Below are 25,187 nucleotides of genomic sequence, written 5' to 3'. Positions count from 1 at the left end.
CACTCGTCAAATGGCTTGGCTGCGCCGGGAGGGCGGCAGCAACTGGGCAATGGGGCCGGCGTTGGCGGCAGCGTCGTGCTGGCCGAAGCAGGCGTTGTAGGTGGCAATGATTTCGCCAGCGATGGACACGGCAATCTCGATCGGCAGCTTGCCCTTGACCTCGGGCAGGCCCATCGGGCAGCGCATGCGCGCCAGCACGGCATCGTCGTAGCCGCGCTCGCGCAGGCGGTGCTCGAACTTGACCCGCTTGGTCTTCGAGCCGATCAGGCCGAACCAGGTGAAATCGTTGCGCTTGAGAATGGCGGCGGTCAGTTCCAGGTCGAGCTGGTGATTGTGGGTCATGACGATGCAGTAGCTGCCTGGCGGCAGGTCTGCGACTTCGTCGACCGGTTCTTCACTGACGACCTTGCTCACCCCGTTGGGGATGAGTTCGGGGAATTCCTGTTCACGCGAGTCGATCCAGCGCACCCGGCAGGGCAGCGCGGCGAGCAAGGGTACCAGAGCACGGCCGACATGGCCCGCGCCGAACACGGCGATGTGCGCTTGCACCGCAGCCATTGGCTCGAACAGCAGCACGGTGGCACCGCCACAGCACTGGCCGAGGCTGGCACCGAGGCTGAAGCGCTCCAGGTGCGGGGTGTTGCGGTGTTCCTCGAGCATCTGCCGGGCGATGTGCAGGGCCTTGTATTCCAGGTGGCCGCCGCCGATGGTGTCGAACAGGCCGGTGCCGCTGACGACCATCTTCGAGCCAGCGTTGCGCGGGGTCGAGCCGCGCTCCTCGATGATGGTCACCAGCACGCAGGCTTCGCCGCGGGACTGGTGGTCGGCGAGGGCGTTGATCCATTGGTGCATGATGCAACCTCTCTATGTCGCGCCGCAGGTCCTGTGGGAGCGGGCTTGTCGGGGCGCCGAACCGCCGCGAAGAGGGCGGTAAGGCTACCTTCGCATTCGCGGGCAAGCCCGCTCCCACAGGGTTCCTCGCTGTCAGTGAGTCACGGTTTCCAGTTCGGCTTGGGCAGGTTGTGCATCGGCCACCGCCTTGCGCATCTGCTCGCAACCCCACAACACCCGCTCCGGTGTTGCCGGTGCATCCACCTGTGGCTGCACGCGGTAGTCGGCGATGCTGGCCACGGCGTCCTTGAGCGCACACCAGGCAGCGATGCCAAGCATGAACGGCGGCTCGCCCACGGCCTTGGAATGGAACACGGTGTCTTCCGGGTTCTTGCGGTTCTCCACCAGCTTCACCCGCAGGTCCAGTGGCATGTCGGCCACCGCTGGGATCTTGTAGCTGGCCGGGCCGTTGGTCATCAGCTTGCCCTTGGCGTTCCACACCAGCTCTTCGGTGGTCAGCCAGCCCATGCCCTGGATGAAGCCGCCCTCGACCTGGCCGATGTCGATGGCCGGGTTCAGCGAGTCGCCCACGTCATGCAGGATGTCGGCGCGCAGCATCTTGTACTCGCCGGTCAGGGTGTCGACGATCACTTCCACGCAGGCGGCGCCGAAGGCGAAGTAGTAGAACGGCCGGCCGCGCGCCTGGCTGCGGTCGTAGTAGATCTTCGGCGTGCGGTAGAAGCCGGTGGTCGACAGCGACACCTGGGCGAAGTAGGCCTGCTGCACCAGTTGCTCGAAGCTGACGATCTGGTCACGCACGCGCACATGGCCGTTGCGGAACTCGACGTCTTCCTCGGTCACCTGGTAGTGCCGTGCGGCAAACTCGGTGAGGCGCTTCTTGAGGATCTCGGCGGCGTTCTGGGCGGCCTTGCCGTTCAGGTCGGCGCCACTCGAAGCCGCGGTCGGCGAGGTGTTGGGCACCTTGTCGGTATTGGTTGCGGTGATCTGGATGCGGCTGAAGTCGACCTGGAACACCTGTGCCACCACCTGTGCCACCTTGGTGTTCAGGCCCTGGCCCATCTCGGTGCCGCCGTGGTTCAGGTGGATGCTGCCGTCGGTGTAGATGTGGATCAGCGCGCCGGCCTGGTTGAGGAAGGTGGCGGTGAACGAGATGCCGAACTTGACCGGGGTCAGCGCCAGGCCCTTCTTCAGCACCGGGCTGTTGGCGTTGAAGCGGCGGATCGACTCGCGGCGCTCGGCGTAGTCGCTGCTGGCTTCCAGTTCGGCGGTCATCTCCTCGAGCATGTTGTGCTCGACGGTCTGGTAGTAGTGGGTGACGTTGCGCTCGGTCTTGCCGTAATAGTTGGCCTTGCGCACGGCCAGCGGGTCGCGGCCCAGGTGGCGGGCGATGTGGTCCATCACCTGTTCGATGGCGACCATCCCCTGCGGGCCACCGAAGCCGCGGTAGGCGGTGTTGGAGGCGGTGTTGGTCTTGCAGCGGTGGCCGTGCACGGTGGCATCGCCCAGGTAGTAGGCGTTGTCGGAGTGGAACATGGCGCGGTCGACGATCGAGCCGGACAGGTCGGGCGAGTAGCCGCAGTTGCCAGCCAGGTCGAGGTTGATGCCGTGCAGGCGGCCGTCGTCGTCGAAGCCGACGTCGTACTCCACATAGAACGGGTGGCGCTTGCCGGTCATGGTCATGTCTTCGACCCGTGGCAGGCGCATCTTGGTCGGCTGGCCGGTCAGGCGCGCGACCACCGCGCACAGGCAGGCCGGGCTTGCCGCCTGGGTTTCCTTGCCGCCGAAGCCGCCGCCCATGCGGCGCATGTCCAGTACCACCTTGTTCATCGGCACGTCGAGCACTTCGGCGACCAGCTTCTGCACTTCGGTGGGGTTCTGCGTGGAGCAGTAGACGATCATGCCGCCGTCCTCGGTGGGCATCACCGAGGAGATCTGGGTTTCCAGGTAGAAATGCTCCTGGCCGCCGATGTGCAGGGTGCCTTGCAGGCGGTGCGGGGCGCTGGCCAGGGCGGCGGTCGAATCGCCGCGCTGGTGGGTGTGGCTGTCGAGCACGAAGTGCTTTTTGCGCAGGGCATCGACCACGTCCAGCACCGGTTCCAGGTCTTCGTACTCGACGATGGCGGCCATGGCTGCACGGCGCGCAGTTTCCAGGTCGCGGGCCGCCACGGCGAGTACCGGCTGGCCGAAGAACTCGACCTTGTCGATGGCCAGCAGCGGGTCGCCGGCGACTACCGGGCCGATGTCCTTCAGGCCCGGGATGTCTTCGTGGGTGATGGCGATGCGCACGCCTTCGAAGGCGTAGCAGGGCGTGGTGTCGATGCGCAGGATGCGCGCATGGGCACGGTCTGCGGTGCGCGCATAGACGTGCAGCTGGTTGGGGAATTCCAGGCGGTCGTCGATGTACAGCGCTTCGCCCGACACATGCTTGTCGGCGCTGTCGTGCTTGACACTGCGGCCGACCCCGGTGGTCAGGTCCTGGCTGAACAGTTCGGCCATCTCGGCCTGGCTCTTGGCTACGTGATGGTTAGACATAGTCGGTCACCCGGGTCTCGATGTAGGGCGTTTGCTGTTCGATGAAGTACTTGCGCAGCAGGTTCTGCGCGGTCAGCAGGCGGTATTCCTTGCTGGCGCGGAAGTCGCTGAGCGGGGTGAAGTCCTCGGCCAGGGCCTGGCAGGCGCGTTCGACGCTGGCCTGGGTCCACGGTTTGCCGCGCAAGGCCGCTTCGCAGGCGCGGGCGCGTTTCGGGATGGCCGCCATGCCGCCGAAGGCAATGCGCACGCCGCTGACCACGCCGTCTTCGATGCTCAGGTTGAAGGCGCCGCACACGGCGGAGATATCGTCGTCCAGGCGTTTGGACACTTTATAGGCACGGAAGGCCCAGTCGTTGCTGGCGCGTGGCACGATGATCTTCTCGATGAACTCACTGTCCTGGCGGGCCGTGATGCGGTAGTCGATGAAGTAGTCTTCCAGTGGCATGACCCGCTGGCGCTCGCCCTGGCGCAGGACCACCTGCGCATCCAGGGCGATCAGCAGGGGCGGCGAGTCGCCGATGGGCGAGGCGTTGCCGATGTTGCCGCCGAGGGTGCCCTGGTTGCGGATTTGCAGCGAGGCGAAGCGGTGCAGCAGGTCGCCGAAGTCCGGGTATTCCTCGTTGAGTGCGCCGTAGCAGTCGGTAAGCGGTGTGGCGGCGCCGATTTCCAGGTGGCTGGTGGTCTTGTCGATGCGCTTGAGTTCAGCGACGTGGCCGACGTAGATCATCACCGGCAGGGTCTTGTGGAACTGGGTGACTTCCAGCGCCAGGTCGGTACCGCCGGCCAGCAGGCGGGCTTCAGGGTGCGAGCTGTACAGGTCGGCCAGGTCGGCCACGGTCAGCGGCACCAGGCAGCGCTTGTCGCCGCTGTTGAGCTCGCCGGTCTGGGTCGGGGCGATGGCCTTGAGGCGGGCGATGGTCTGCCCCTGCTGAGCGTCGAACTGGTCGCGGCAGGGCAGGCGGCAGCTTTGCTCGGCGGCGTCGAGGATCGGGCGGTAGCCGGTGCAACGGCACAGGTTGCCGGCCAGGGCTTCCTGGGCCTGATGCAGGTCGGCGCCCTGGCTGTTCTTCTGCAGGGCGAACAGCGACATGACGAAGCCAGGGGTGCAGAAGCCGCATTGCGAGCCATGGCAATCGGCCATGGCCTGCTGCACGCTATGCAGTTGGCCGTTGTGCTTGAGGCCTTCGACGCTGATCAGTTGCTTGCCGTGCAAGGAGGAGACGAAGGTCAGGCAGGAGTTCAGGCTGCGGTAGCGCAGGCTGTCCTCGCCCTGTTCATCCTGGACAAGCTCGCCGACCACCACGGTACAGGCGCCGCAGTCGCCACTGGCGCAGCCTTCCTTGGTGCCGGGTTTGCCCAGGTGCTCACGCAGGTACTGCAGCACCGTCATGTTCGGGTCCAGGGCATGCTCACTACGCAGCTCCTGGTTGACGAGAAACTGGATCACGGGGATGGCCTCGCAATGGTTTTATTGTTGTTGGGCGGACAATAAGCAGACCTGTCGCGGCGGTCAATATTTTTCTGACTCAAAGGTCAGGAAATTGCGCATGTCGGTGCCCAGCCGAACACAGTGCCCTTATCACAAGCATAGATCGCGCCGTGCGGCCGGCTGCCTGGCAGGTCAAATAAAGCGCCATGCCCCTCTGCGCGTGCGCTGGGCAAGTGCGCTACAATCGCTCCCTTGTGCCCAGTTCAATGATTTTGAAGGAAAACCATGACGTTCAAGGCGCCGGACAGCCTCTCCGAGCAGATTGCCGACTACCTGGCCGAACGCATCATTCGTGGCGAGCTTGCGCCCGGTGAGCGGATCCAGGAGCAGAAGGTCACCCAGGCCCTCAGCGTCAGCCGCGGCTCGGTGCGCGAAGCGCTGTTGATCCTCGAACGTCGCCATTTGATCGCGATCCTGCCGCGACGTGGCGCCCATGTCACCGAACTGGACGAGCGCAGTGTGCGCAGCCTGTGCACCCTGATGGGCGAGTTCTACATCCTGCTCGGCAACGCCGTTGCCCAGAAATGGCGCCTGGAAACCGACCTGCGCCCGTTCCTGAACATCCAGCAACGCCTGCAGCAGGCGCGCGATCATCAGGACATCAAGGTGTTCGTCGCCGAGAGCTTCGCGGTGATGCGTGCTGCCTACCCCTTCGCCGACAACCCTTATCTGCAGGAAACCGTGGAAAACCTGCAGCCGGCCATGAGTCGCGCCTACTACCTGGCCCTGGACCAGCGCCAGGCCAACATGGACGACTACCTCGACCTGTTCGCCCGCCTGCTCGATGCCGTGGTTGCCCGTGACCTGTCGCGCATCCGCGAGGTGCTCACCGCCTATGGCCAGCGCAGCTGCGAACTGGTGCTGGCGGCGCTGGCCCGGGGCTGACCGATGCGCCTGAAGTGCATTCGTCTGGCCGGGTTCAAGTCGTTCGTCGACCCGACCACGGTCAACTTCCCCAGCAACATGGCGGCCGTGGTCGGCCCCAACGGCTGCGGCAAGTCCAACATCATCGACGCGGTGCGCTGGGTGATGGGCGAAAGTTCGGCGAAGAACCTGCGCGGCGAGTCGATGACCGATGTCATCTTCAACGGCTCCACCAGCCGCAAGCCGGTGAGCCAGGCCAGCATCGAGCTGGTGTTCGACAACAGCGAAACCACCTTGCTGGGTGAATACGCCGCTTATGCCGAGATTTCCATCCGCCGCAAGGTCACCCGCGACGGGCAGAACAGCTACTACCTGAACGGCACCAAGTGCCGCCGTCGGGACATCACCGACATCTTCCTCGGCACCGGCCTGGGCCCGCGCAGCTACTCGATCATCGAGCAGGGCATGATCTCCAAGCTGATCGAGGCCAAGCCCGAAGAGTTGCGCAACTTCATCGAAGAGGCGGCCGGCATTTCCAAGTACAAGGAGCGCCGCCGCGAGACCGAAAGCCGCATCCGCCGCACCCAGGAGAACCTGGCGCGGCTGACCGACCTGCGCGAAGAGCTGGAACGCCAGCTCGAACGCCTGCACCGCCAGGCCCAGGCCGCCGAGAAGTATCGTGAATACAAAGCCCAGGAACGCCAGCTCAAGGCGCGCCTGTCGGCATTGCGCTGGCGTGACCTGGATGAGCGTGTACGCCAGCGCGAGACGGCGATCGGCGACCAGGACATTGCCCATGAGGCGCTGGTTGCCGAGCAGCGCAATGCCGATGCCAGCATCGAGCGCCTGCGTGACGGCCACCATGAATTGTCAGAGCGCTTCAACCAGGTACAAGGCCGCTTCTATTCGGTGGCCGGTGATATCGCCCGGGTAGAGCAGAGCATCCAGCACGGCCAGCAGCGCCTGCGCCAGTTGCAGGACGATTTCAAGGAAGCCGAGCGCACCCGCCAGGAAACCGAATCGCACCTGGGCCATGACCGCACCCTGCTGGCCACCCTGGGTGAAGAGCTGGCCATGCTCGAGCCAGAACAGGAACTGACCCTGGCCGCCGCCGAAGAGGCCGCCGCCACCCTCGAAGAGGCCGAGCTGGGCATGCACGGCTGGCAGGAGCAGTGGGACGGCTTCAATACCCGCTCCGCCGAGCCACGGCGCCAGGCCGAAGTACAGCAGGCGCGCCTGCAGCAGCTGGAAACCAGCCTGGAGCGTCTGGCCGAGCGACAGCGCAAGCTGGTCGAGGAAGGCGAGCAACTGGGGGTGGAGCCACAGGATGTCACTCTGCTCGATCTCTCCGAGCAACTGGCCAGCAGCGAGATGCTGCTCGAAGAGTTGCAGTTGTCGGAGGAGCAGGTGGTCGAGCGCCTGGAAAGCGTGCGCGAGCAACTACAGCAAGCCACCCATGCCCAACAACAGCAGCAGGGTGATCTGCAACGCCTCGGCGGCCGCCTGGCCTCGCTGGAGGCACTGCAGCAGGCTGCGCTGGAGCCGGGCGTCGGCGCCGCCGACTGGCTGCGCGAGCACGGCCTGGAGCAGCGCCCGCGCCTGGCGGAGGGCCTGCGCGTGGAGCCGGGTTGGGAGCTGGCAGTGGAAACCGTGCTCGGTGCCGATTTGCAGGCCGTGCTGCTGGACGATTTTGCCGGGCTGGATTTCAGCGGCCTGGAGCAGGGTGAGCTGCGCCTGCTGCTGGCGGCTGGCGACAGCGAGCGTCAGCCCGGCAGCCTGCTCGACAAGGTCGAAGGGCGCATTGATCTGACCCCGTGGCTGGGCCGCGTGCAGCCGGTCGAAGACCTTGCCGAGGCTCTGGCGCGGCGTGCCGCATTGGCTGAAGGGCAGAGCCTGGTCAGCCGGGATGGCTACTGGGTTGGCCGCCATTTTCTGCGCGTCAGCCGGGGTGGCGAGGCCCAAGGTGGCGTGCTGGCCCGCGGTCAGGAAATCGAACGCCTGGGTCAGGAACAGCTCGAGCTTGAAGCAGCGCTGGAGCAGTTGGACCAGCAGCTTCAGGCAACCCGCGAGCAGCAACTCGATCTGGAAGAACAGCGTGAGCAGCTGCGCCGCCGCACCCAGGATGAAAGCCGCCAGCACGGCGAACTCAAGGCCAGCCTCTCCGCCGGCCGCGCCCGCGCCGAGCAGGTGGAGCTGCGTCGTCGTCGCCTGCAGGAAGAGCTGGCTGAGCTTCAGGAGCAGCGTGCCCTGGAGCAGGAGCAGCTGGGTGAGGCACGCCTGGTGCTGCAGGAGGCTCTGGACCTGATGGCCCAGGACACCGAGCAGCGTGAACAGCTGATGGCGCGCCGCGACACCCTGCGCGAAGGCCTCGATCGCATCCGCCAGGAAGCCCGCCAGCACAAGGACCACGCCCACCAGCTGGCCGTGCGCCTGGGGTCGCTGCGTGCGCAGCACGACTCCACCCGTCAGGCCCTGGAGCGCCTGGAGCAGCAGGCCGCGCGCCTTAGCGAGCGCCAGGAGCAATTGAGCCTGAACCTCGAAGAAGGTGAGGCGCCGCTCGAAGAACTGCGCCTGAAGCTCGAAGAGCTGCTGGAGCGGCGCATGAGCGTCGACGAAGAAATGCGCCTGGCGCGCCTGCACATGGATGAAGCTGATCGCGCACTGCGCGATGCCGAAAAGCGCCGCACCCAGGCCGAGCAGCAAGCCCAGTTGCTGCGCGGCCAGCTGGAACAGATGCGCCTGGAAAACCAGGGCCTGGACATCCGCCGCAAGACCTTGCAGGAACAATTGCTGGCCGACGGCTACGATTTGCAGGGCGTGCTCGCCACCGTCGAGGCCGACGCCAGCGAGCAGGGCACCGAGCAGGAACTGGAACAGATCGAAGGTCGTATCCAGCGCCTGGGTGCGATCAACCTGGCGGCCATCGAGGAGTACGAACAGCAGTCCGAGCGCAAGCGTTACCTTGACGCCCAGGACGCCGACCTGGTCGAGGCTCTCGACACCCTGGAAAACGTCATCCGCAAGATCGACAAGGAAACCCGCAACCGCTTCAAGGATACCTTTGATCAGATAAATGCCGGATTACAGGCACTTTTTCCAAAAGTTTTCGGTGGCGGCAGCGCTTATCTGGAACTGACGGGCGAAGATCTACTCGATACAGGGGTGACGATCATGGCGCGTCCGCCAGGCAAGAAGAACAGCACCATCCATTTGCTGTCCGGCGGCGAGAAGGCACTGACCGCATTGGCGCTGGTGTTTGCCATCTTCAAGTTGAACCCCGCACCGTTCTGCATGCTCGACGAGGTCGATGCGCCGCTGGACGATGCCAACGTCGGGCGGTACGCCCGGCTGGTCAAGGAAATGAGTGAAAGCGTGCAGTTCATCTACATCACCCATAACAAGATTGCCATGGAGATGGCGGATCAATTGATGGGGGTGACCATGCACGAGCCCGGTTGCTCACGTCTTGTTGCAGTTGATGTGGAGGAGGCCCTGGCCATGGTGGACGCCTGATGAGCGAAGATAGGGCGAAAACTGTAGGCAAATGCCCCCGTCATGTGCGACAGACGGTGTAAAGTTGTCTTTGGTCGTGCTAGCTTAATGTCACTCGTTTTTTGCGTGGGTAAAACGCCTGTCAGAACATAGAGTTGGCGCCACGTGTTAAAGGGCTTTGAACCCTTTGTTTTCAAGCATATTTTTATAGAGGCACGGGATTACATGGAAATCGGTCTGCGCGAGTGGCTGATCGTCATCGGCGTCATTGTCATCGCCGGTATTCTTTTCGACGGCTGGCGCCGCATGCGCGGCGGAAAAGGCAAGCTGAAATTCCGTCTGGATCGCAGTTATTCCAACCTGCCGGACGAGGAGGGCAGCGCTGAAGTGCTCGGCCCGTCGCGGGTGCTGGATGCCCAGAAGGAGCCTGAACTGGACGAGGCCGACCTGCCGTCGCTCAGTGCACCGGCGCGTGAGCGCGAACGTGAGCGCGAGCCGAAACCGGCCAAGGCCAGCAAACGCGGCAAGCGCACGGCAGAGGCGCAGCAGCAGGGCGACCTGAACCTGGCCGCCGAGCCGCGTGAACCCGACCTTTTCGCCGATGCCGACGAAGATTTCGCCGCCGACAACACCCGCAACAACGGCTTTGCTGCTACCGGCAACGCTACCAAGGAGTTGCCACCGGTCGAGGAAGTGCTGGTGATCAGCGTGATTTCCCGCGACGAAGGCGGCTTCAAGGGCCCGGCCCTGCTGCAGAACATCCTCGAAAGCGGCCTGCGTTTCGGCGAGATGGACATCTTCCATCGCCACGAAAGCATGGCCGGTCACGGTGAAGTGCTGTTCTCCATGGCCAACGCAGTCAAGCCAGGCATCTTCGACCTGGACGACATCGACCACTTCAGCACCCGTGCCGTGAGCTTCTTCCTCGGCCTGCCAGGCCCACGTCATCCGAAGCAGGCCTTCGACGTGATGGTGGCGGCCGCGCGCAAGCTGGCCCACGAACTGAATGGCGAACTGAAGGACGACCAGCGCAGCGTGCTGACCGCCCAGACCATCGAGCACTACCGCCAGCGCATCGTCGAGTTCGAGCGCCGTGCGCTGACCCAGAAGCGCTGATGTGCCCAAGTGGGCGGACCTGGCCTCGGTCTCGCACACCCTGTTTCAAGCGCAAGAGCAGCCCTGGGCTGCTCTTTTGCTTTGCAAGAGAACCTGAAAAATGACCGCCGAAACCCGAATCCACCAACTGCGCGCCGAACTCGACCAGCACAACTACCGCTACTACGTGCTCGACGAGCCGAGCGTGCCCGATGCCGAATACGACCGCCTGTTCAATGAACTCAAGGCGCTCGAAGCCGAGCATCCGCATCTGGTTACCCCCGACTCGCCCACCCAGCGTGTCGGCGGCGCTGCCTTGGCAGCCTTCAGCCAGGTACGTCATGAAGTGCCGATGCTCAGCCTGGGCAACGCCTTCGAAGAGGCCGACCTGCGCGAGTTCGGCCGCCGCGTGGTCGAGGGGCTCGACCAGCCTGGCGCGGTGGACTTCAGCTGCGAGCCGAAGCTCGACGGCTTGGCAGTGAGCCTGCTCTACCGTGATGGCCAGCTGGTGCAGGGTGCCACCCGTGGCGACGGCACCACGGGCGAGGACATCAGCGCCAACGTGCGCACCGTGCGCAACATCCCGCTCAGGCTGCAGGGCGAAGGCTGGCCCGCCGTGCTCGAAGTGCGCGGCGAGGTGTACATGAGCAAGGCCGGCTTCGACCGCCTCAATGCGGCCCAGGCTGAAGCGGGCGGCAAGACCTTTGCAAACCCGCGCAACGCCGCTGCCGGAAGCCTGCGCCAGCTGGACTCGAAGATCACCGCCAGCCGCCCGCTGGAATTCTGCTGCTACGGCGTCGGGCAGGTTTCCGAGAGCATCGGCGAAAGCCACATTGGCATCCTTGAGCAGCTCAAGCAGTGGGGGCTGCCGATCAGCCGCGAGCTCAGGCATGCAGCCGGTATTGAAGAGTGCCTTGCCTACTACCGCGACATCGGCGAGCGACGCAACAGCTTGCCGTACGAGATCGATGGCGTGGTATTCAAGGTCAACAGCCTGGCTGCCCAGCGCGAGCTGGGTTTCCGTGCGCGAGAACCGCGCTGGGCCATTGCCCACAAGTTCCCGGCCATGGAAGAGCTCACCGAAGTGCTGGACGTGGAATTCCAGGTCGGCCGTACCGGCGCGGTCACGCCCGTGGCGCGCCTGAAGCCGGTCAAGGTAGCCGGTGTGACGGTGTCCAACGCCACCCTGCACAACATGGACGAAATCGCCCGGCTGGGGCTGCGCATCGGTGACACGGTGATCATCCGCCGTGCCGGAGACGTGATCCCGCAGGTCATGCAGGTGGTGCTTGAGCGCCGTCCCGACGATGCGCGCCCGGTACAGGTGCCGAGCGAATGCCCGGTCTGTGGCTCGCAGGTCGAGCGCACCCAGTTGGTCAAGCGCAGCAAGGGCAAGGAAACCACCAGTGAAGGTGCGGTGTACCGCTGCGTCGGCCGCCTGGCCTGCGCTGCCCAGCTCAAGCAGGCGATCATTCATTACGTCTCCCGCCGCGCCATGGACATCGATGGCCTGGGCGAGAAAAGCGTCGAGCAGCTGGTGGATGAAGGCCTGATCAGCTCGCCGGCTGACTTGTACAAGCTGGAATTCGATCAGATCGTCGGCCTGGAGGGCTTTGCCGAGGTCTCCAGCAAGAAGCTGCTGGACGCCATCGAAGCCAGCAAGCGCCCAAGCCTGGCGCGCTTCATCTACGCATTGGGCATTCCAGATGTCGGCGAGGAGACCGCCAAGGTCTTGGCTCGCTCGCTGGGCAGCCTGGCCCGCGTACAGCAGGCGCTGCCGCAGGTGCTGACCTACCTGCCGGATATCGGCCTGGAAGTCGCCTACGAGATTCACAACTTCTTCGAAGACGAGCACAACCGCAAGGTCATCGAGCAGTTGCTGGCCTGCGGGATGCAGCTGCAAGATGAAGGTGAGCTGGCTGCCGAGTTCGCCGCCAGCACGACCCTTGCCGGCATGATCGCCAAGCTGGACATCGCCTCGGTCGGGCCGACCGGCGCCGAGAAGCTGGTCGCCAGGCTCGATAGCCTGGACAAGATCATCGCCGCTGACGGCATCGACCTGCGCCAGGCCCTGGCGGCGAAACAGGCCGAGGCGGTGCGCGAGTTCTTCAAGGATGAGGCCAACCAGAAGCTGGCTCGTGATATCGAGGCCCAGCTGTTGGCCTTCGGCATGCACTGGAGTAGCGAAAAGAAGGTGGCCGAAGGGCTGCCGCTGGCTGGCCAGACGTGGGTGCTGACAGGGTCTCTGGAGCGCTTCAGTCGCGACATCGCCAAGGAGAAGCTGGAGGCGCTGGGTGCCAAGGTGGCCGGCTCGGTTTCAGGCAAGACCCACTGTGTGGTGGCAGGCCCTGGCGCCGGGTCCAAGCTGGCCAAGGCCAGTGAGCTTGGGGTGAAGGTGCTGGATGAAGAGGCCTTTGTAACCTTCCTGGCAGAGCACGGCATCACTGTCTGACCCTGTGGGTTCTTTTAAAGGCCGCGCGACCTCCTTGCCGGCGCCCCCGGCAAGGCGGCTCCTGCAGGCATATGCGGTACCTGTAGGAGCGGGTTTACCCGCGAAGAGGCCGGCCCTGCCCAGCGCAACCCAGACAAGTCATTGAGAAATGATGACTTTTTCTTCCACAGAGGTTGTATCTTCGCCCCAGACCGGTACAATGGCGCGGCTCGCTGCTTGGCGAGCTGTGTAGTGGTGGCCCCATCGGTCCCCCCGCATTGATTACCCGTTAACCTGGTCAGGCCCGGAAGGGAGCAGCCATAGCGGGAACATCGAGTGCCGGGGTGTGGCTGGTGGGGCCGCCTCCATTTCCGGGGTCGGAAAAATCATTCGGACCGGCGCATCGCCTCATCCATCTTCTGATCGCTGGTTACAGCTGTCGCATGATCCAGGTGCCGACAACGATCACGACCAACGAAAAACCTGCTCCCATGCCAAACAGTATCAGCAACTCCCAAGGGGAGGCGTACCTGGCTTTGCGCATGTCTTCTTGCAGTGCCTCGATCTCAAGGTACATTTCCTCGCGTATTTCCTGAATGGAGCGCCGCATGGTTGTTCCACTGATCATTTGATCAGAAGGCTGATGATTCCGCTCAGGGCTGCCAATGTGGCGGAGCCGACGATGATGGGATAACAGAACATCTCGCGATTTCGTTCGTTTCAGATGTCGTTGTAGTCTCTGTGGCTTTAAAACCCAGGTACTTCAAGGGCTGCAGTGCGCGCCGGAAATTGTCCTTGGTTAAAAAGAGAAACCTCCTACACGCGGCGCCTGTGAGAAGCGCCGTCTATGCGGCGCTGTCCGGCTGATGCCCTCAAAGGCTGTATTTCTCGTCAATTCTGCGTTTGTCGAGCGCGTAGCGCTTGATGTCGATCGCTTCAGTCTCCAGCTGAGCATCCAGCTCATCCATATCGCGCTTTTTCAGCGCTGCGATATGAGCTTTGGTGGCTTGATAGTTGATCATCTCTGCAGCGTCATGCCCGCTGACGGGGTCCCACAGGATGGAAAGCGGCCAGCACAGCAGGTTCACCACACCAAAGCCGTAAGCGCGCCCGTAGAATGATCCGCCACCTGGGAGCAGACCGAGGCCGGCGGCAAGCCCGGGTTTTTTCTCTTCAACCGAGAGGTTTCTGGCGCGGTAGCCGGCGAGTTCCGACTCTTGGACCGAGTTGAGGCCGGTGGCACTTCGGAAGTTTCTTTCAGAAGGTTGGATTTCCATCCGGCTCAAGGCTGAACCACCGAAATTTCCTCTGAATACCCCACTGCCCCATACCTCTGAACAATCCTGTCGATTTCCCCCGACTGCTTCATCCGCACCAATGCCCGCAAAACCCCTTGGGTCGGTATCGCCGGGTCATTCCTCACCATGCACCCCAGCGCCTGTTCCTCCAGCACGGCCTGTATCGGCAGGTGCTGCTCGGCTGGCAAGCCCTGATTGAACCACTGCAATGACAGCTCATTGCTCACCGCATGCTGATACCGCCCGATCTGCAGCTTCTGCAGCGCCAGTTGCTGGCTGCGGCTGTCCTCGCGGAGCAGGCGCCCCAGGGCAAACAGCGGCTCCAGGGTGCCGTAGGCATACCCCAGCACCGTGCCGATCGCCTGGGGTGGCAGTTGTTCGGGGCGAGCAGGGGTGGCGGCGCCCGGTCGCCCGACCAGCACGTCGCGCTGAAGAATAAACGGAATGCTCCAGACGAAACTCCCCGGCCGATCATTGAACCACTGGCTGCTCACATAGCAGCGCACATCGATGTCGCCCGCATCCATTGCCTGTTGCAGGCGCAGGCGTGCCATCACGTGGTACTCCGGGCGCACGCCGGCTTCCCGGGCCAGTGCCTGGATCAGGTCGAATACAAGGCCCTCCACCGGCTGGCCGCCTTCGACCCGTACCAACGGCATGCTCCAGCTCTCGGCCATGGAAAAGCGCAGCACCGGTTGTTCCGCCAGGCTGTGAGCGGTCCAGAGCAAGAGCAGGGCCAGCAGTCGTCGCAATGCACATCCTCCTTGAACAGCGCGCCAGTTGCTTAGCTTAGACGAGCTGTGCAGGGTGCAATTTTGCCCCCGCTCCGCTAGCATTAGCGATCTTCCGCTCGATCAGGCTGCGATGGTTTTTCGATGAGTTATCAGGTTCTTGCACGTAAATGGCGTCCGCGCTCGTTCCGCGAAATGGTCGGCCAGACCCATGTGCTCAAGGCCTTGATCAATGCCTTGGACAACCAGCGCCTGCACCACGCCTACCTGTTCACAGGTACCCGGGGTGTGGGCAAGACTACCATTGCGCGAATCATCGCCAAATGCCTCAACTGCGAAACTGGCATCACGTCCACGCCCTGTGGCACCTGCTCGGTGTGCCGGGAGATCGACGAGGGCCGCTTCGTCGACCTGATCGAGATCGACGCCGCGAGCCGCACCAAGGTCGAAGACACCCGCGAACTGCTCGATAACGTGCAGTACGCGCCAAGCCGTGGGCGCTTCAAGGTCTACCTGATCGACGAAGTGCACATGCTCTCCACCCACTCGTTCAACGCCTTGCTCAAGACGCTGGAAGAGCCGCCGCCCTACGTCAAGTTCATCCTTGCCACCACCGACCCGCAGAAGCTGCCGGCGACCATCCTGTCGCGCTGCCTGCAGTTCTCGCTGAAGAACATGAGCCCGGAGCGGGTGGTCGAACACCTGAGCCACGTGCTGCAGGCCGAGAACGTGCCGTTCGAGCCGGATGCCTTGTGGCTGCTCGGCCGTGCGGCCGATGGGTCGATGCGGGACGCCATGAGCCTGACCGACCAGGCCATCGCCTTCGGCGAGGGCAAGGTATTGGCCGCCGATGTGCGCGCCATGCTCGGCAGCCTTGATCATGGCCAGGTCTATGGCGTGCTGCAGGCGCTGCTCGAAGGCGATGCGCGGGCGTTGCTCGAAGCCGTGCGCAACCTGGCCGAGCAGGGGCCGGACTGGAGCGGCGTGCTGGCCGAAATGCTCAATGTGCTGCACCGCGTGGCCATTGCTCAGGCGCTGCCCGAGGCGGTCGACAACGGCCAGGGCGATCGCGACCGGGTGCTGGCGCTGGCCTCGGCGTTGCCGGCCGAAGATGTGCAGTTCTACTACCAGATGGGCCTGATCGGGCGCCGCGACCTGCCATTGGCGCCGGACCCGCGGGGCGGATTCGAAATGGTCCTGCTGCGCATGCTGGCGTTCCGCCCGGCAGATACCGACGATGCGCCGAAACCGGTGCTAAAGCCAGTGGGGATCAGCCAGGCCACAGCTGATCCGGCAACCCCGGTGGCAGCGCCAGCCGTTGCTGTCGAGGCGCCTGCCGTTGAGCCGCCGCAGCCTGCGCCAGTGGCGCCGGCCCCGCAGGCTGAGGCCGCACCGGTTGTGGAGCCGGCGCCTGAGCCAGAGCCTGAACCAGAGCCCGAAGTTGCCGCGCCTGAGCCGGTGGTGGTGGAGGAGGTCATCGACCTGCCCTGGGAGGAGCCTGCTGCGGCGCCAACGCCTACGCCTGCGCCCGAGCCAGCACCCGCTCCGGCCCCAGCTCCGGTTGCAGCCTCGCAGAACGCCCAGTCGGCCTACGACGAGCCGCCCTTCGATTCGTCCGCCTACGCTTCGGCTGGCATGGACCGCGACGACGAGCCGCCCATGGATGAGGACTACTACGGTGGCGAAAGCGACCCAGTAGGCTTCAGCTACCTCGACGAGCTGGCCGAACACGTCCAGGAGGAGGCGCCTGCCGCCGCCCCCGAGCCACTGCCAGCGGCTCAGCCCGCGACCGGCCTGGCTCTGCAATGGCTGGAATTATTCCCACAGTTGCCTGTGTCCGGCATGACAGGCAACATCGCTGCAAACTGTACGTTGATGGCAGCCGACGGCGACGACTGGTTGCTGCACCTGGACCCAGGCCAGGGTGCGCTGTTCAACACCACCCAGCAACGCCGGCTGAACGAGGCGCTCAACCAGCATCTGGGGCGCACCCTGAACCTGCGGATCGAGCTGATTCGCCCCGAGCAGGAAACCCCGGCCCAGGCAGCGTCACGCAAGCGCGCCGAGCGCCAGCAGGACGCCGTGCTGTCGATCGAGCAGGATCCGTTGATCCAGCAGATGATCAAGCAGTTCGGTGCCACGGTGCGACAGGATACTATTGAGCCTGTAGACGCCCTGGCCAGCCAGGGCCAGTAATCGATAACCATGCGGCCGGCCCCGCGCCGGGCCGCATCACATGACCCAATCGAGGTATACCCCCATGATGAAAGGTGGCATGGCCGGCCTGATGAAGCAGGCCCAGCAGATGCAGGAAAAGATGCAGAAGATGCAGGAAGAGCTGGCCAACGCCGAAGTCACCGGCCAGTCCGGTGGCGGCCTGGTGAGCGTGGTGATGACCGGTCGTCACGACGTCAAGCGCGTCAGCATCGACCAGAGCCTGATGTCGACCGATGAAGACGACAAGGAAGTGCTGGAAGATCTGATCGCCGCTGCGCTGAACGACGCCGTGCGCAAGATCGAGCAGAACAGCCAAGACAAGATGGGCAACATGACCGCTGGCATGCAATTGCCGCCGGGCTTCAAGATGCCGTTCTAAGGCATCGCGTTGCACGGAGCCGCCGCTGGGTAACCGCGGCGGCTTTTTATCGCCTGTGCAAATGGCCCGCTCACAGGGTCTACTGATTTGACGCCCATGCCTGCGCTGGGTATAAACCGCCTCTCATTGATTTATCAGGCATTTCCCATGAGCTTCAGCCCCCTGATCCGACAACTGATCGACGCCCTGCGCACCCTCCCGGGCGTCGGCCAGAAAACCGCCCAGCGTATGGCCTTGCAGCTGCTCGAGCGTGACCGCAGCGGCGGCCTGCGCCTGGCCCAGGCGTTGAGCCAGGCCATGGAAGGGGTCGGGCATTGCCGTCAGTGCCGGACCCTGACCGAGCAGGAGCTGTGCCCGCAGTGCAGCGACCCGCGCCGTGACGACACGCAGCTGTGCGTGGTGGAAGGGCCGATGGATGTGTATGCGGTGGAGCAGACTGGCTATCGCGGGCGTTACTTCGTGCTCAAGGGGCACCTGTCGCCGCTCGATGGCCTGGGGCCTGAGGCGATCGGTGTGCCGCAGCTGATGGCGCGGATCGAAGAGCAGGGCAGTTTCACCGAGGTGATTCTGGCGACCAACCCGACCGTGGAAGGCGAGGCGACGGCGCATTACATCGCCCAGTTGCTGAACGAGAAGGGGCTGGTGGCGTCGCGGATCGCCCATGGTGTGCCGCTGGGCGGGGAGTTGGAGCTGGTTGATGGCGGCACCCTGGCCCATGCCTTTGCCGGGCGCAAGCCGATCTCGCTCTGAGTCATTGGGGCTGCTTTGCAGCCCCAATGAGAAACTCAGTACTCGCTCAGGGAAAACTCAGTCAGGCAGAAGGTCGGTACCCCGGCCGCCTGCAGCCGGCGCGAGCCATCCAGCTCCGGCAGGTCGATGATCGCCGCCGCCTCGAATACCTGCGCGCCGGTGCGACGTACCAGGTTGGCGGCAGCAAGCAAAGTGCCGCCGGTGGCAATCAGGTCATCGAATATCAGCACCGAATCGCCTTCGCACAGGCTGTCGGCATGCACTTCCAGGAACGCTTCGCCGTATTCGGTCTGGTAGCCCTCGCTCAAGACGTCAGCCGGCAGCTTGCCCTGCTTGCGGAACAGGATCAGCGGCTTGTTCAGTTGGTGGGCGATGATCGAGCCGATCAGGAAACCACGCGCATCCATGGCGCCGATGTGGCTGAACTCAGCCTCGACGTAACGCTCGATGAACTGATCGGCCACGTAGCGCAGCCCGCGCGGCGACTGGAACAGCGGGGTGATGTCGCGGAAGATCACGCCGGGCTTGGGGAAGTCCACTACCGGGCGGATCAGGGCTTTGAGGTCGAAGGCGTCGCTGTGCATTGTTGCGGGTATCCTGGGAAAACGAATGCCCAAGTATACCCGCTAAACGCCGGCCTCAGGCCTCGATTGCACCACCGGCCAGCGCGCACAGCTGGATCGGGTCGAGGATGTGCACTTCCTTGCCCTCGGCGCGGATCAGGCCGTTCTGCTGGAAGCGGGTAAACACCCGCGACACGGTTTCCACCGCCAGGCCCAGGTAATTGCCGATTTCGTTGCGTGACATGCTCAGGCGGAACTGGTTGGCCGAGTAGCCGCGGGCGCGGAAGCGAGCGGACAGGTTGACCAGGAAGGTGGCGATGCGCTCGTCGGCGGTCTTCTTCGACAGCAGCAGCATCATCTGCTGGTCGTCGCGAATTTCACGGCTCATCACCCGCATCAGTTGGCGACGCAGCTGTGGCAGTTGAACGGAGAGCTCATCAAGGCGCTCGAAGGGGATTTCACAGACCGAGGTGGTTTCCTGGGCCTGGGCCGACACCGGGTAGGCCTCGGTGTCCATGCCGGACAGGCCGACCAGCTCGCTGGGCAGGTGGAAACCGGTGATCTGTTCTTCGCCTCCGTCGCTCAGGCTGAAGGTCTTGAGGGCGCCGGAACGTACGGCGTAAACCGAGCCGAAATTGTCACCCTGGCGGAACAGGAACTCGCCTTTCTTCAGCGGGCGCCCGCGTTTGACGATTTCATCCAGTGCATCCATGTCTTCCAGGTTGAGCGAAAGAGGCAGGCACAGGGGGGCCAGGCTGCAGTCCTTGCAATGGGCCTGGTTGTGAGCGCGCAGTTTGACTGGCTCGGACATTTGAATCATTCCTTGTGGGAAAGCACACATAAGTCGTAAGGGTAACTCACGACCGAGGGTGTAGGCCAGTCTGCGCTACTTTGAAGCGGACTGGCGAAACCCCGGCAGGAAAATGCCGGGAGTCCTTGCCAGCCCATAGTGTGCCTGCCCCAGGAGCTTGTCCATGTGGTCGATTGACTCCGCAATCAGATAACCCGCGAGAAGCGCTGGCGGTTTTGCATCGCCAGGTAGGCATCGAACACCATGCACACCGAGCGCGCCAGCAGGCGCCCGGCCGGCAGGATGCGGATGCCCTTGTCGTCCAGGCTGATCAGGCCATCGCGCTGCATGGTCTGCAGTTCTGGCCAGAGTTCGTTGAAATAGCCACGAAAATCGACGGTGTATGCCGTCTCGATCGGCTCGAAATCCAGTTCGAAATGGCAGATCAGCTGCTGGATCACGGCGCGTCGCAGGCGGTCGTCGTGGTTGCAGACCAGCCCGCGCTGGGTCGCCAGCTGGGCGTTGGACAGGCTGTCCTGGTAGGTGTTGAGGTCGCTGCTGTTCTGGCAGTACAGGTCGCCGATCTGGCTGATCGCCGATACCCCCAGGCCGATCAGGTCGCAATGGCCGTGGGTGGTGTAGCCCTGGAAGTTGCGCTGCAGGGTGCCTTCTTCCTGGGCGATTGCCAGTTCGTCGTCGGGCAGGGCGAAGTGGTCCATGCCGATGTAGCGGTAGCCGGCGGCGGTCAGCTGTTCGATGGTGTTGCGCAGCATCTCGAGCTTTTCTGCCGGGGCCGGCAGGTCATTGCCGTCGATACGCCGCTGCGGCATGAAGCGCTCGGGCAGGTGGGCGTAGTTGAACACCGAGAGGCGGTCGGGTTGCAGGCGGATCACTTCGTCGACGGTGCGGGCGAAGCCTTCCACGGTCTGTTTGGGCAAGCCGTAGATCAGGTCGAGGTTGATCGAGCGGAACTGCAGGGTGCGCGCTGCTTCGATCAGGGTGCGGGTCTGTTCCAGGCTCTGCAGGCGGTTGACCGCACGCTGTACGGCCGGGTCGAGGTCCTGCACCCCGAGGCTGACGCGGTTGAAGCCCAGTTCGCGGAGCAGGCCCATGGTCGACCAGTCGGCTTCGCGCGGGTCGATTTCGATGCCGTAGTCCCCGGAGTCGTCATCCAGCAGGTTGAAATGCCGGCGCAGGGTGGCCATCAGCTGGCGCAGTTCGACATGGCTGAGGAAAGTCGGCGTGCCACCGCCGAAATGCAGCTGCTCAACGCGCTGTTTAGGGTCCAGGTGGCAGGCGATCAGCTGGATCTCCTGCTCCAGGCGCTGCAGGTAGGGCGCGGCGCGGCCGCGGTCCTTGGTGATGACCTTGTTGCAGGCGCAGTAGTAGCAGATGTTGGCGCAGAACGGCACGTGCACGTACAGCGACAGCGGGCGCACGGCCCGGCGGCTCTCGCGCAGGGCGTGGAGCAGGTCGAACGAGCCTACCTCGCTGTGCAGTTGCACCGCGGTCGGGTAGGAGGTGTAGCGTGGGCCGGCGAGATCGTAGCGACGGATCAGGTCGGCATCCCAACGTAGGTCGGCGAGCATGTGGGCGGTCCCCGGATGATGCAGCAGTGTCCGGAGTCTATGGCCGTCTGTAGGAAACTGTGTTGATTTGTATCAAGCGCCCGTCAGTGGCCCATGAGCCAATGCTGGTGCGGGCCGGGCAAGGTCCAGATACCGAACAGGATCACCAGCACGCCGCCCGCCATGCGCACGCTGCGCCGTCTCAACAAGGCGTTTACCCGCTCCGCCGCCAGGCCGGTGGCCAGCAGGATTGGCCAGGTGCCCAACCCGAATGCCAGCATTAGCGCCGCGCTGTAGCCCGCATTGCCCTGGCTGGCCGCCCACAGCAAGGTGCTGTACACCAGGCCGCATGGCAGCCAGCCCCACAGCGCCCCCAACAGCAGCGCACGGGGCATGCTGGACACCGGCATCAGGCGCGAGGCGGCCGGCTGGATATGCCGCCACAACCCCCGGCCCAGCGCTTCGATGCGGGTCAGCCCGCTCCACCAGCCGGCCAGGTACAGGCCCATGGCGATCAGCAGCAACGCAGCCACCGCGCGCAAGGCCATGGCCGCCGGGCTGCTGGCCAGCGCCCAGCCCGCCAGGCCCAGCAGCAGGCCGGCGCAGGCATAGCTGAGGATGCGTCCCAGGTTGTAGGCCATCAGCAGGCGCAGGCGCCGGCCGCGTTGCTCGGGGGGGATGGCCAGGGTCAGTGCGCCCATCAGGCCGCCGCACATGCCCAGGCAGTGCCCGCCGCCGAGCAGGCCAAGCACCAGTGCCGAGCCGAGCAGGGGCAGCAGGTCAGGCACGGGGTGGTGTTTCCTTATCGTCTGGCGTTGCGCTTTGTTCGGGTTTGACGGCCGCCTGGTGTCGCGGGTCCTGATCATCGAACAGGATGCTGTGGGCCGGGCCGTCGAGGTCGTCGTACTGGCCGCTGTCCACTGCCCAGAAGAAGATGTAGACGGCCACGCCAACCAGCAGCAGGGCGGCCGGGATCATCACATAGAGCGCGGGCATGGCGTTCTCCTTGGGTGTTGCGCTGCGTTCATCGCGGACAAGCCTGCTGGTACCGCCAGGCGGGTCAGGCGCAGGGCATTGAGCACCACGATCAGCGAACTGACCGACATGCCGATGGCCGCCCATACCGGGGTGATCCAGCCAAGCGCGGCGAACGGCAACATGAGGCCATTATACAGGGTCGCCCAGAGCAGGTTCTCGAGGATGTTGCGGCGGGTGCGGCGGGCCAGGTCGAAGGCCTGTACCAGTGCCTGCAGGCGGTTGGACAGCAGCACTGCGTCGGCGCTGGTCTTGGCCAGGTCGGTGGCGCTGCCCATGGCGATGCTGATGTCGGCAGCAGCCAGCACCGGCACGTCGTTGACCCCGTCGCCAAGCATCAACACTTTGCGACCCGACGCCTGCAGTGCCTTGAGCCGGTCCAGCTTGTCATCCGGGCGCAGGCCGCCGATGGCCTGGTCGATGCCCAGTTGCGCGGCCACCTCGACGACCATCGGCGAACTGTCGCCAGACAGCAACAAAGTGCGCCAGCCGCGTGCCTGGCAGGCAGCGAGCAGCGCCGGGGCATCCTCGCGCAAGCGGTCATCCAGGCCGAACCAGGCCAGCGGGCCCTGGCGGTCGCCCAGCAGCAGCCACTGGCCGCGAGGTTCCGGCACGGTGGGGATTTCGGCGCCACTCAGGGCGCAGGCGAACGTGGCCTGGCCGATGCGCAGCGGCTGGCCGTCGACCCTGCCTTCAAGGCCGAGCCCGGGGACTGTCTGTACGTCGTCGGCGGGGGCGGCGGTGCGGCCAAAGGCGCGTGCAATCGGGTGTTCGGAGCGGTTCTCGAGGGCGGCGGCGAGGGCCAGGCAGCGGTCGGCCGGCAGTGCCGCCAGAGGGCGGATGCTGCGCAGGGTCAGGCGACCTTCAGTGAGGGTGCCGGTCTTGTCGAAAATCACCGTGTCGATCTGGTTCAGGCCCTCAAGCACATGGCCGCGGGTCACCAGCAGGCCGAGCTTGTGCAGGGTGCCGGTGGCGGCCGTGAGCGCGGTCGGGGTGGCCAGCGAGAGGGCGCACGGGCAGGTCGCCACCAGCATGGCCAGGACGATCCAGAATGCCCGCGCCGGGTCCAGATACCACCACCACACGCCGATGGCCACGGCGGCCAGCAGCGAGAACAGCAGGAAGAACTGCGAGGCACGGTCGGCGATTTCCGCCAGCCGGGGTTTCTCTGTCTGGGCGCGTTCAAGCAGGCGGACAATGGCCGACAGGCGCGAGTCATGGCCGAGGGCTTCGACTTCCACGTTCAGTGTGCTCTCGACGTTCAGCGTGCCGCCGGTGACGCGCTCACCGGCTCGCCGTGGTTGCGGCAGGTACTCGCCGGTCAGCAGTGACTCGTCGACGCTGGAGCGCCCTTCGACGATGCGCCCGTCGGCCGGGATCACCGCGCCAGGCAGCACCTGCACGGTGTCGCCACGCTGCAGTTCACCGAGCAGGATGCGTTCGGCCCGCCCGTAGCTGTCCAGGCGCAGGCATGAGGCCGGTAGCAGGTTGACCAGCTGCGCGGTGGCAGCGGCCGTGCGTTCGCGGGCGCGGCGCTCGAGGTAGCGGCCCGTGAGCAGGAACAGGGCGAACATGCCAACGGTATCGAAATACAACTCGCCACTGCCGGTCACGGCCGTCCAGATGCCGGCGCCGAAGGCCAGGCCGATGGCCAGCGACACCGACACGTCCATGGTCAGGTGGCGGGTGCGCAGGTCGCGCGCGGCGCCCTTGAAGAACGGTGCGCAGCTGTAGAACACGATGGGGATGGTCAGGAACAGCGCGACCCAGCGCAGGATCGTGTGCATCTCCGGCGACAGGTCGATGTTGAATTCTGGCCAGGTGGCCATGGTCGCCATCATCGCCTGGAACCACAGCAGCCCGGCCACGCCCAGGCGGCGCAGGGCGCTGCGGTTCTCCCTGGCGAGCTGCTCGGCGGCTTGGTCGGGCTGGTACGGGTGGGCGGCGTAGCCAATCTGGCGCAGTTCGGCGAGCAGCCGGGACAGCGGCAGCTGCTGGTCGTCCCAGTTCAGCAGGAGGCGGTGGTTGGACAGGTTCAGGCGGGCTTCGGCGACGCCGGGCAGGTTGCGCAGGTGCTTTTCGATCAGCCAGCCGCAGGCGGCGCAGCTGATGCCCTCGACCAGCAGGGTGGTTTCGGCCAGATCGCCGGCATGGCGAACGAAGCGCTCCTGCACGTCGCTGCGGTCGTACAGGGCCAGTTCGTCTTGCAGTTGTTTCGGCAGTGCCTCGGGGTTGGCGCTGCTGTCACTGCGGTGCTGGTAGTAGTGCTCCAGGCCGCCGGCGACGATAGACTCGGCCACCGCCTGGCAGCCGGGGCAGCAGAACTGCCGGGGCTCGCCGAGGACCACGGCGGTGAAGCGGCTGCTGGCGGGGACGGGCAGGGCGCAGTGGTAGCAGGGGGTGGGTTGGGTCATAAGGCGAACACGGCTGGTGGGGCAGATGATATACCCTGTGGGAGCGGGCTTGCCCGCGAATGCGGTTGATCAGGCGATGATGTTTTCAGGTCTGGCGCATTCGCGGGCAAGCCCGCTCCCACAGGGAATGATGATGTGGCTATTGCTGGTGTTCGGCTCCCTGGAGCGCTTCATCGCCCAACTGTAAGGTCACGCCATGCTCGACCTTCTCTTCCTCGAACAACCGCCACACATGCGCGTCCTGGCTGCCGAGCAGCTCCACGAACCGACGCCCGTCGACCTTGTCGTCCAGCTGCCCGACATAGCGCCCGGCCTCGACCCGGCTGAGCAGCACCTTGCGGTCCTTGTCCGGCTGGGTCGGCGAAATCAGGTTCAGTTCCAGGCTCTGCGGGTCGCTGTTGCCGTTCAGGCGCACATTCACCTCGCCGGTCAGCTCATCCAAGTGCACGCTGGCCTTGAGGTTGAGGGTCTGGGCCAGCAACTCACGGTCCAGCGAGCGGTTGATGCCCTTGCCAGCCTCGTAGTAGTTGTCGTTGACCAGGTTGTCCGGGTTGTTTACGGCAATGCTGACCATGGTCAGGCTCAGGCACACCGAGGTGGTCAGGATGCCGATGATGATCCAGGGCCAGAGGTGCTTGTACCAGGGGCTGGCGGCGGTGGCGGCAGGCATTGTCAATGTTCTCTCTG

General features: G+C 64.7%; 20 protein-coding genes and 1 other RNA gene. 8 read left to right on the top strand and 13 right to left on the bottom strand.

Translation table 11 applies throughout. The annotated features are described in order from the left end of the window. Nucleotides 1-6: 6 nt before the first annotated feature. From xdhC to xdhA, 3 genes are all read right to left on the bottom strand, one after another. The gene (gene xdhC, locus C2H86_RS03470) at nt 7-852 is read right to left on the bottom strand and encodes a xanthine dehydrogenase accessory protein XdhC (protein ID WP_159411445.1); all 846 of its coding nucleotides are present in this window, start codon (nt 850-852) and stop codon (nt 7-9) included. 132 nt (nt 853-984) lie between these two features. Continuing rightward, nucleotides 985-3,384: a xanthine dehydrogenase molybdopterin binding subunit gene (gene xdhB, locus C2H86_RS03465; protein ID WP_159411444.1), complete on the bottom strand. Its 2,400-nt coding sequence runs from the start codon at nt 3,382-3,384 to the stop codon at nt 985-987. Next, on the bottom strand, nt 3,377-4,831 hold the full coding sequence (gene xdhA / locus C2H86_RS03460) for a xanthine dehydrogenase small subunit (RefSeq protein ID WP_159411443.1): 1,455 nt from the start codon (nt 4,829-4,831) through the stop codon (nt 3,377-3,379). The genes xdhB and xdhA overlap by 8 nt, the downstream gene beginning before the upstream one ends. A 267-nt stretch (nt 4,832-5,098) precedes the next feature. Between xdhA and C2H86_RS03455 the strand changes: the two genes are divergently transcribed. The 5 genes from C2H86_RS03455 (at nt 5,099) to ffs (ending at nt 13,114) form a co-directional block, all read left to right on the top strand. Further along, on the top strand, nt 5,099-5,758 hold the full coding sequence (locus C2H86_RS03455; RefSeq protein WP_159411442.1) for a GntR family transcriptional regulator: 660 nt from the start codon (nt 5,099-5,101) through the stop codon (nt 5,756-5,758). 3 nt (nt 5,759-5,761) lie between these two features. Further along, a complete protein-coding gene (gene smc / locus C2H86_RS03450) occupies nt 5,762-9,250 on the top strand; it encodes a chromosome segregation protein SMC (protein WP_159411441.1) in 3,489 nt (1,162 codons plus the stop codon). Nucleotides 9,251-9,454: 204 nt separating this feature from the next. After that, nucleotides 9,455-10,345, top strand: a complete 891-nt coding sequence (zipA, locus tag C2H86_RS03445; RefSeq protein WP_159411440.1) for a cell division protein ZipA — start codon at nt 9,455-9,457, stop codon at nt 10,343-10,345. A 100-nt stretch (nt 10,346-10,445) separates the two neighbouring features. Then, nucleotides 10,446-12,776, top strand: a complete 2,331-nt coding sequence (gene ligA, locus C2H86_RS03440; protein WP_159411439.1) for an NAD-dependent DNA ligase LigA — start codon at nt 10,446-10,448, stop codon at nt 12,774-12,776. A gap of 241 nt (nt 12,777-13,017) precedes the next feature. Further along, nucleotides 13,018-13,114, top strand: an RNA gene (gene ffs, locus C2H86_RS03435) — signal recognition particle sRNA small type. Nucleotides 13,115-13,185: 71 nt separating this feature from the next. On the opposite strand, the gene C2H86_RS03430 is transcribed toward ffs, so the two are convergent. The 3 genes from C2H86_RS03430 to C2H86_RS03420 form a co-directional block, all read right to left on the bottom strand. Beyond that, nucleotides 13,186-13,365, bottom strand: a complete 180-nt coding sequence (locus C2H86_RS03430) for a hypothetical protein (protein ID WP_159411438.1) — start codon at nt 13,363-13,365, stop codon at nt 13,186-13,188. A gap of 262 nt (nt 13,366-13,627) precedes the next feature. After that, entirely contained in the window at nt 13,628-14,032 is a 405-nt protein-coding gene (locus tag C2H86_RS03425) for a hypothetical protein (RefSeq protein WP_159413053.1), read from the bottom strand. Between the two features lie 5 nt (nt 14,033-14,037). After that, nucleotides 14,038-14,805: a substrate-binding periplasmic protein gene (locus C2H86_RS03420; protein ID WP_159411437.1), complete on the bottom strand. Its 768-nt coding sequence runs from the start codon at nt 14,803-14,805 to the stop codon at nt 14,038-14,040. Between the two features lie 123 nt (nt 14,806-14,928). Between C2H86_RS03420 and dnaX the strand changes: the two genes are divergently transcribed. From dnaX to recR, 3 genes are all read left to right on the top strand, one after another. Then, complete coding sequence (gene dnaX, locus C2H86_RS03415) at nt 14,929-16,980, top strand: DNA polymerase III subunit gamma/tau (RefSeq protein WP_159411436.1); 2,052 nt, start codon at nt 14,929-14,931, stop codon at nt 16,978-16,980. Between the two features lie 64 nt (nt 16,981-17,044). Next, nucleotides 17,045-17,380 (top strand): YbaB/EbfC family nucleoid-associated protein, encoded by a 336-nt coding sequence (locus C2H86_RS03410; protein ID WP_027921266.1) that lies wholly within the window; start codon nt 17,045-17,047, stop codon nt 17,378-17,380. 147 nt (nt 17,381-17,527) lie between these two features. Further along, the gene (gene recR, locus C2H86_RS03405) at nt 17,528-18,130 is read left to right on the top strand and encodes a recombination mediator RecR (RefSeq protein WP_054884114.1); all 603 of its coding nucleotides are present in this window, start codon (nt 17,528-17,530) and stop codon (nt 18,128-18,130) included. A 35-nt stretch (nt 18,131-18,165) separates the two neighbouring features. Here recR and C2H86_RS03400 read toward each other — a convergent pair whose 3' ends face one another. The 7 genes from C2H86_RS03400 to C2H86_RS03370 form a co-directional block, all read right to left on the bottom strand. Then, nucleotides 18,166-18,714: an adenine phosphoribosyltransferase gene (locus C2H86_RS03400; RefSeq protein ID WP_009683910.1), complete on the bottom strand. Its 549-nt coding sequence runs from the start codon at nt 18,712-18,714 to the stop codon at nt 18,166-18,168. A gap of 55 nt (nt 18,715-18,769) precedes the next feature. Further along, nucleotides 18,770-19,504, bottom strand: a complete 735-nt coding sequence (gene fnrA / locus C2H86_RS03395) for a Crp/Fnr family transcriptional regulator FnrA (protein WP_110636726.1) — start codon at nt 19,502-19,504, stop codon at nt 18,770-18,772. Between the two features lie 185 nt (nt 19,505-19,689). Beyond that, complete coding sequence (gene hemN / locus C2H86_RS03390) at nt 19,690-21,072, bottom strand: oxygen-independent coproporphyrinogen III oxidase (protein ID WP_159411435.1); 1,383 nt, start codon at nt 21,070-21,072, stop codon at nt 19,690-19,692. Between the two features lie 83 nt (nt 21,073-21,155). Further along, a complete protein-coding gene (locus C2H86_RS03385) occupies nt 21,156-21,839 on the bottom strand; it encodes a sulfite exporter TauE/SafE family protein (protein WP_159411434.1) in 684 nt (227 codons plus the stop codon). Then, a complete protein-coding gene (ccoS, locus tag C2H86_RS03380) occupies nt 21,832-22,047 on the bottom strand; it encodes a cbb3-type cytochrome oxidase assembly protein CcoS (RefSeq protein ID WP_159411433.1) in 216 nt (71 codons plus the stop codon). The genes C2H86_RS03385 and ccoS overlap by 8 nt, the downstream gene beginning before the upstream one ends. Then, entirely contained in the window at nt 22,029-24,500 is a 2,472-nt protein-coding gene (locus tag C2H86_RS03375) for a heavy metal translocating P-type ATPase (protein WP_159411432.1), read from the bottom strand. The genes ccoS and C2H86_RS03375 overlap by 19 nt, the downstream gene beginning before the upstream one ends. 139 nt (nt 24,501-24,639) lie before the next feature. Continuing rightward, a complete protein-coding gene (locus tag C2H86_RS03370) occupies nt 24,640-25,170 on the bottom strand; it encodes a FixH family protein (RefSeq protein WP_159411431.1) in 531 nt (176 codons plus the stop codon). Nucleotides 25,171-25,187: the final 17 nt, after the last annotated feature.

It is taken from the genome of Pseudomonas putida, assembly GCF_009883635.2.
Lineage (GTDB): Bacteria > Pseudomonadota > Gammaproteobacteria > Pseudomonadales > Pseudomonadaceae > Aquipseudomonas > Aquipseudomonas putida_W.
This window is presented reverse-complemented; position numbering and strand designations above follow the sequence as displayed.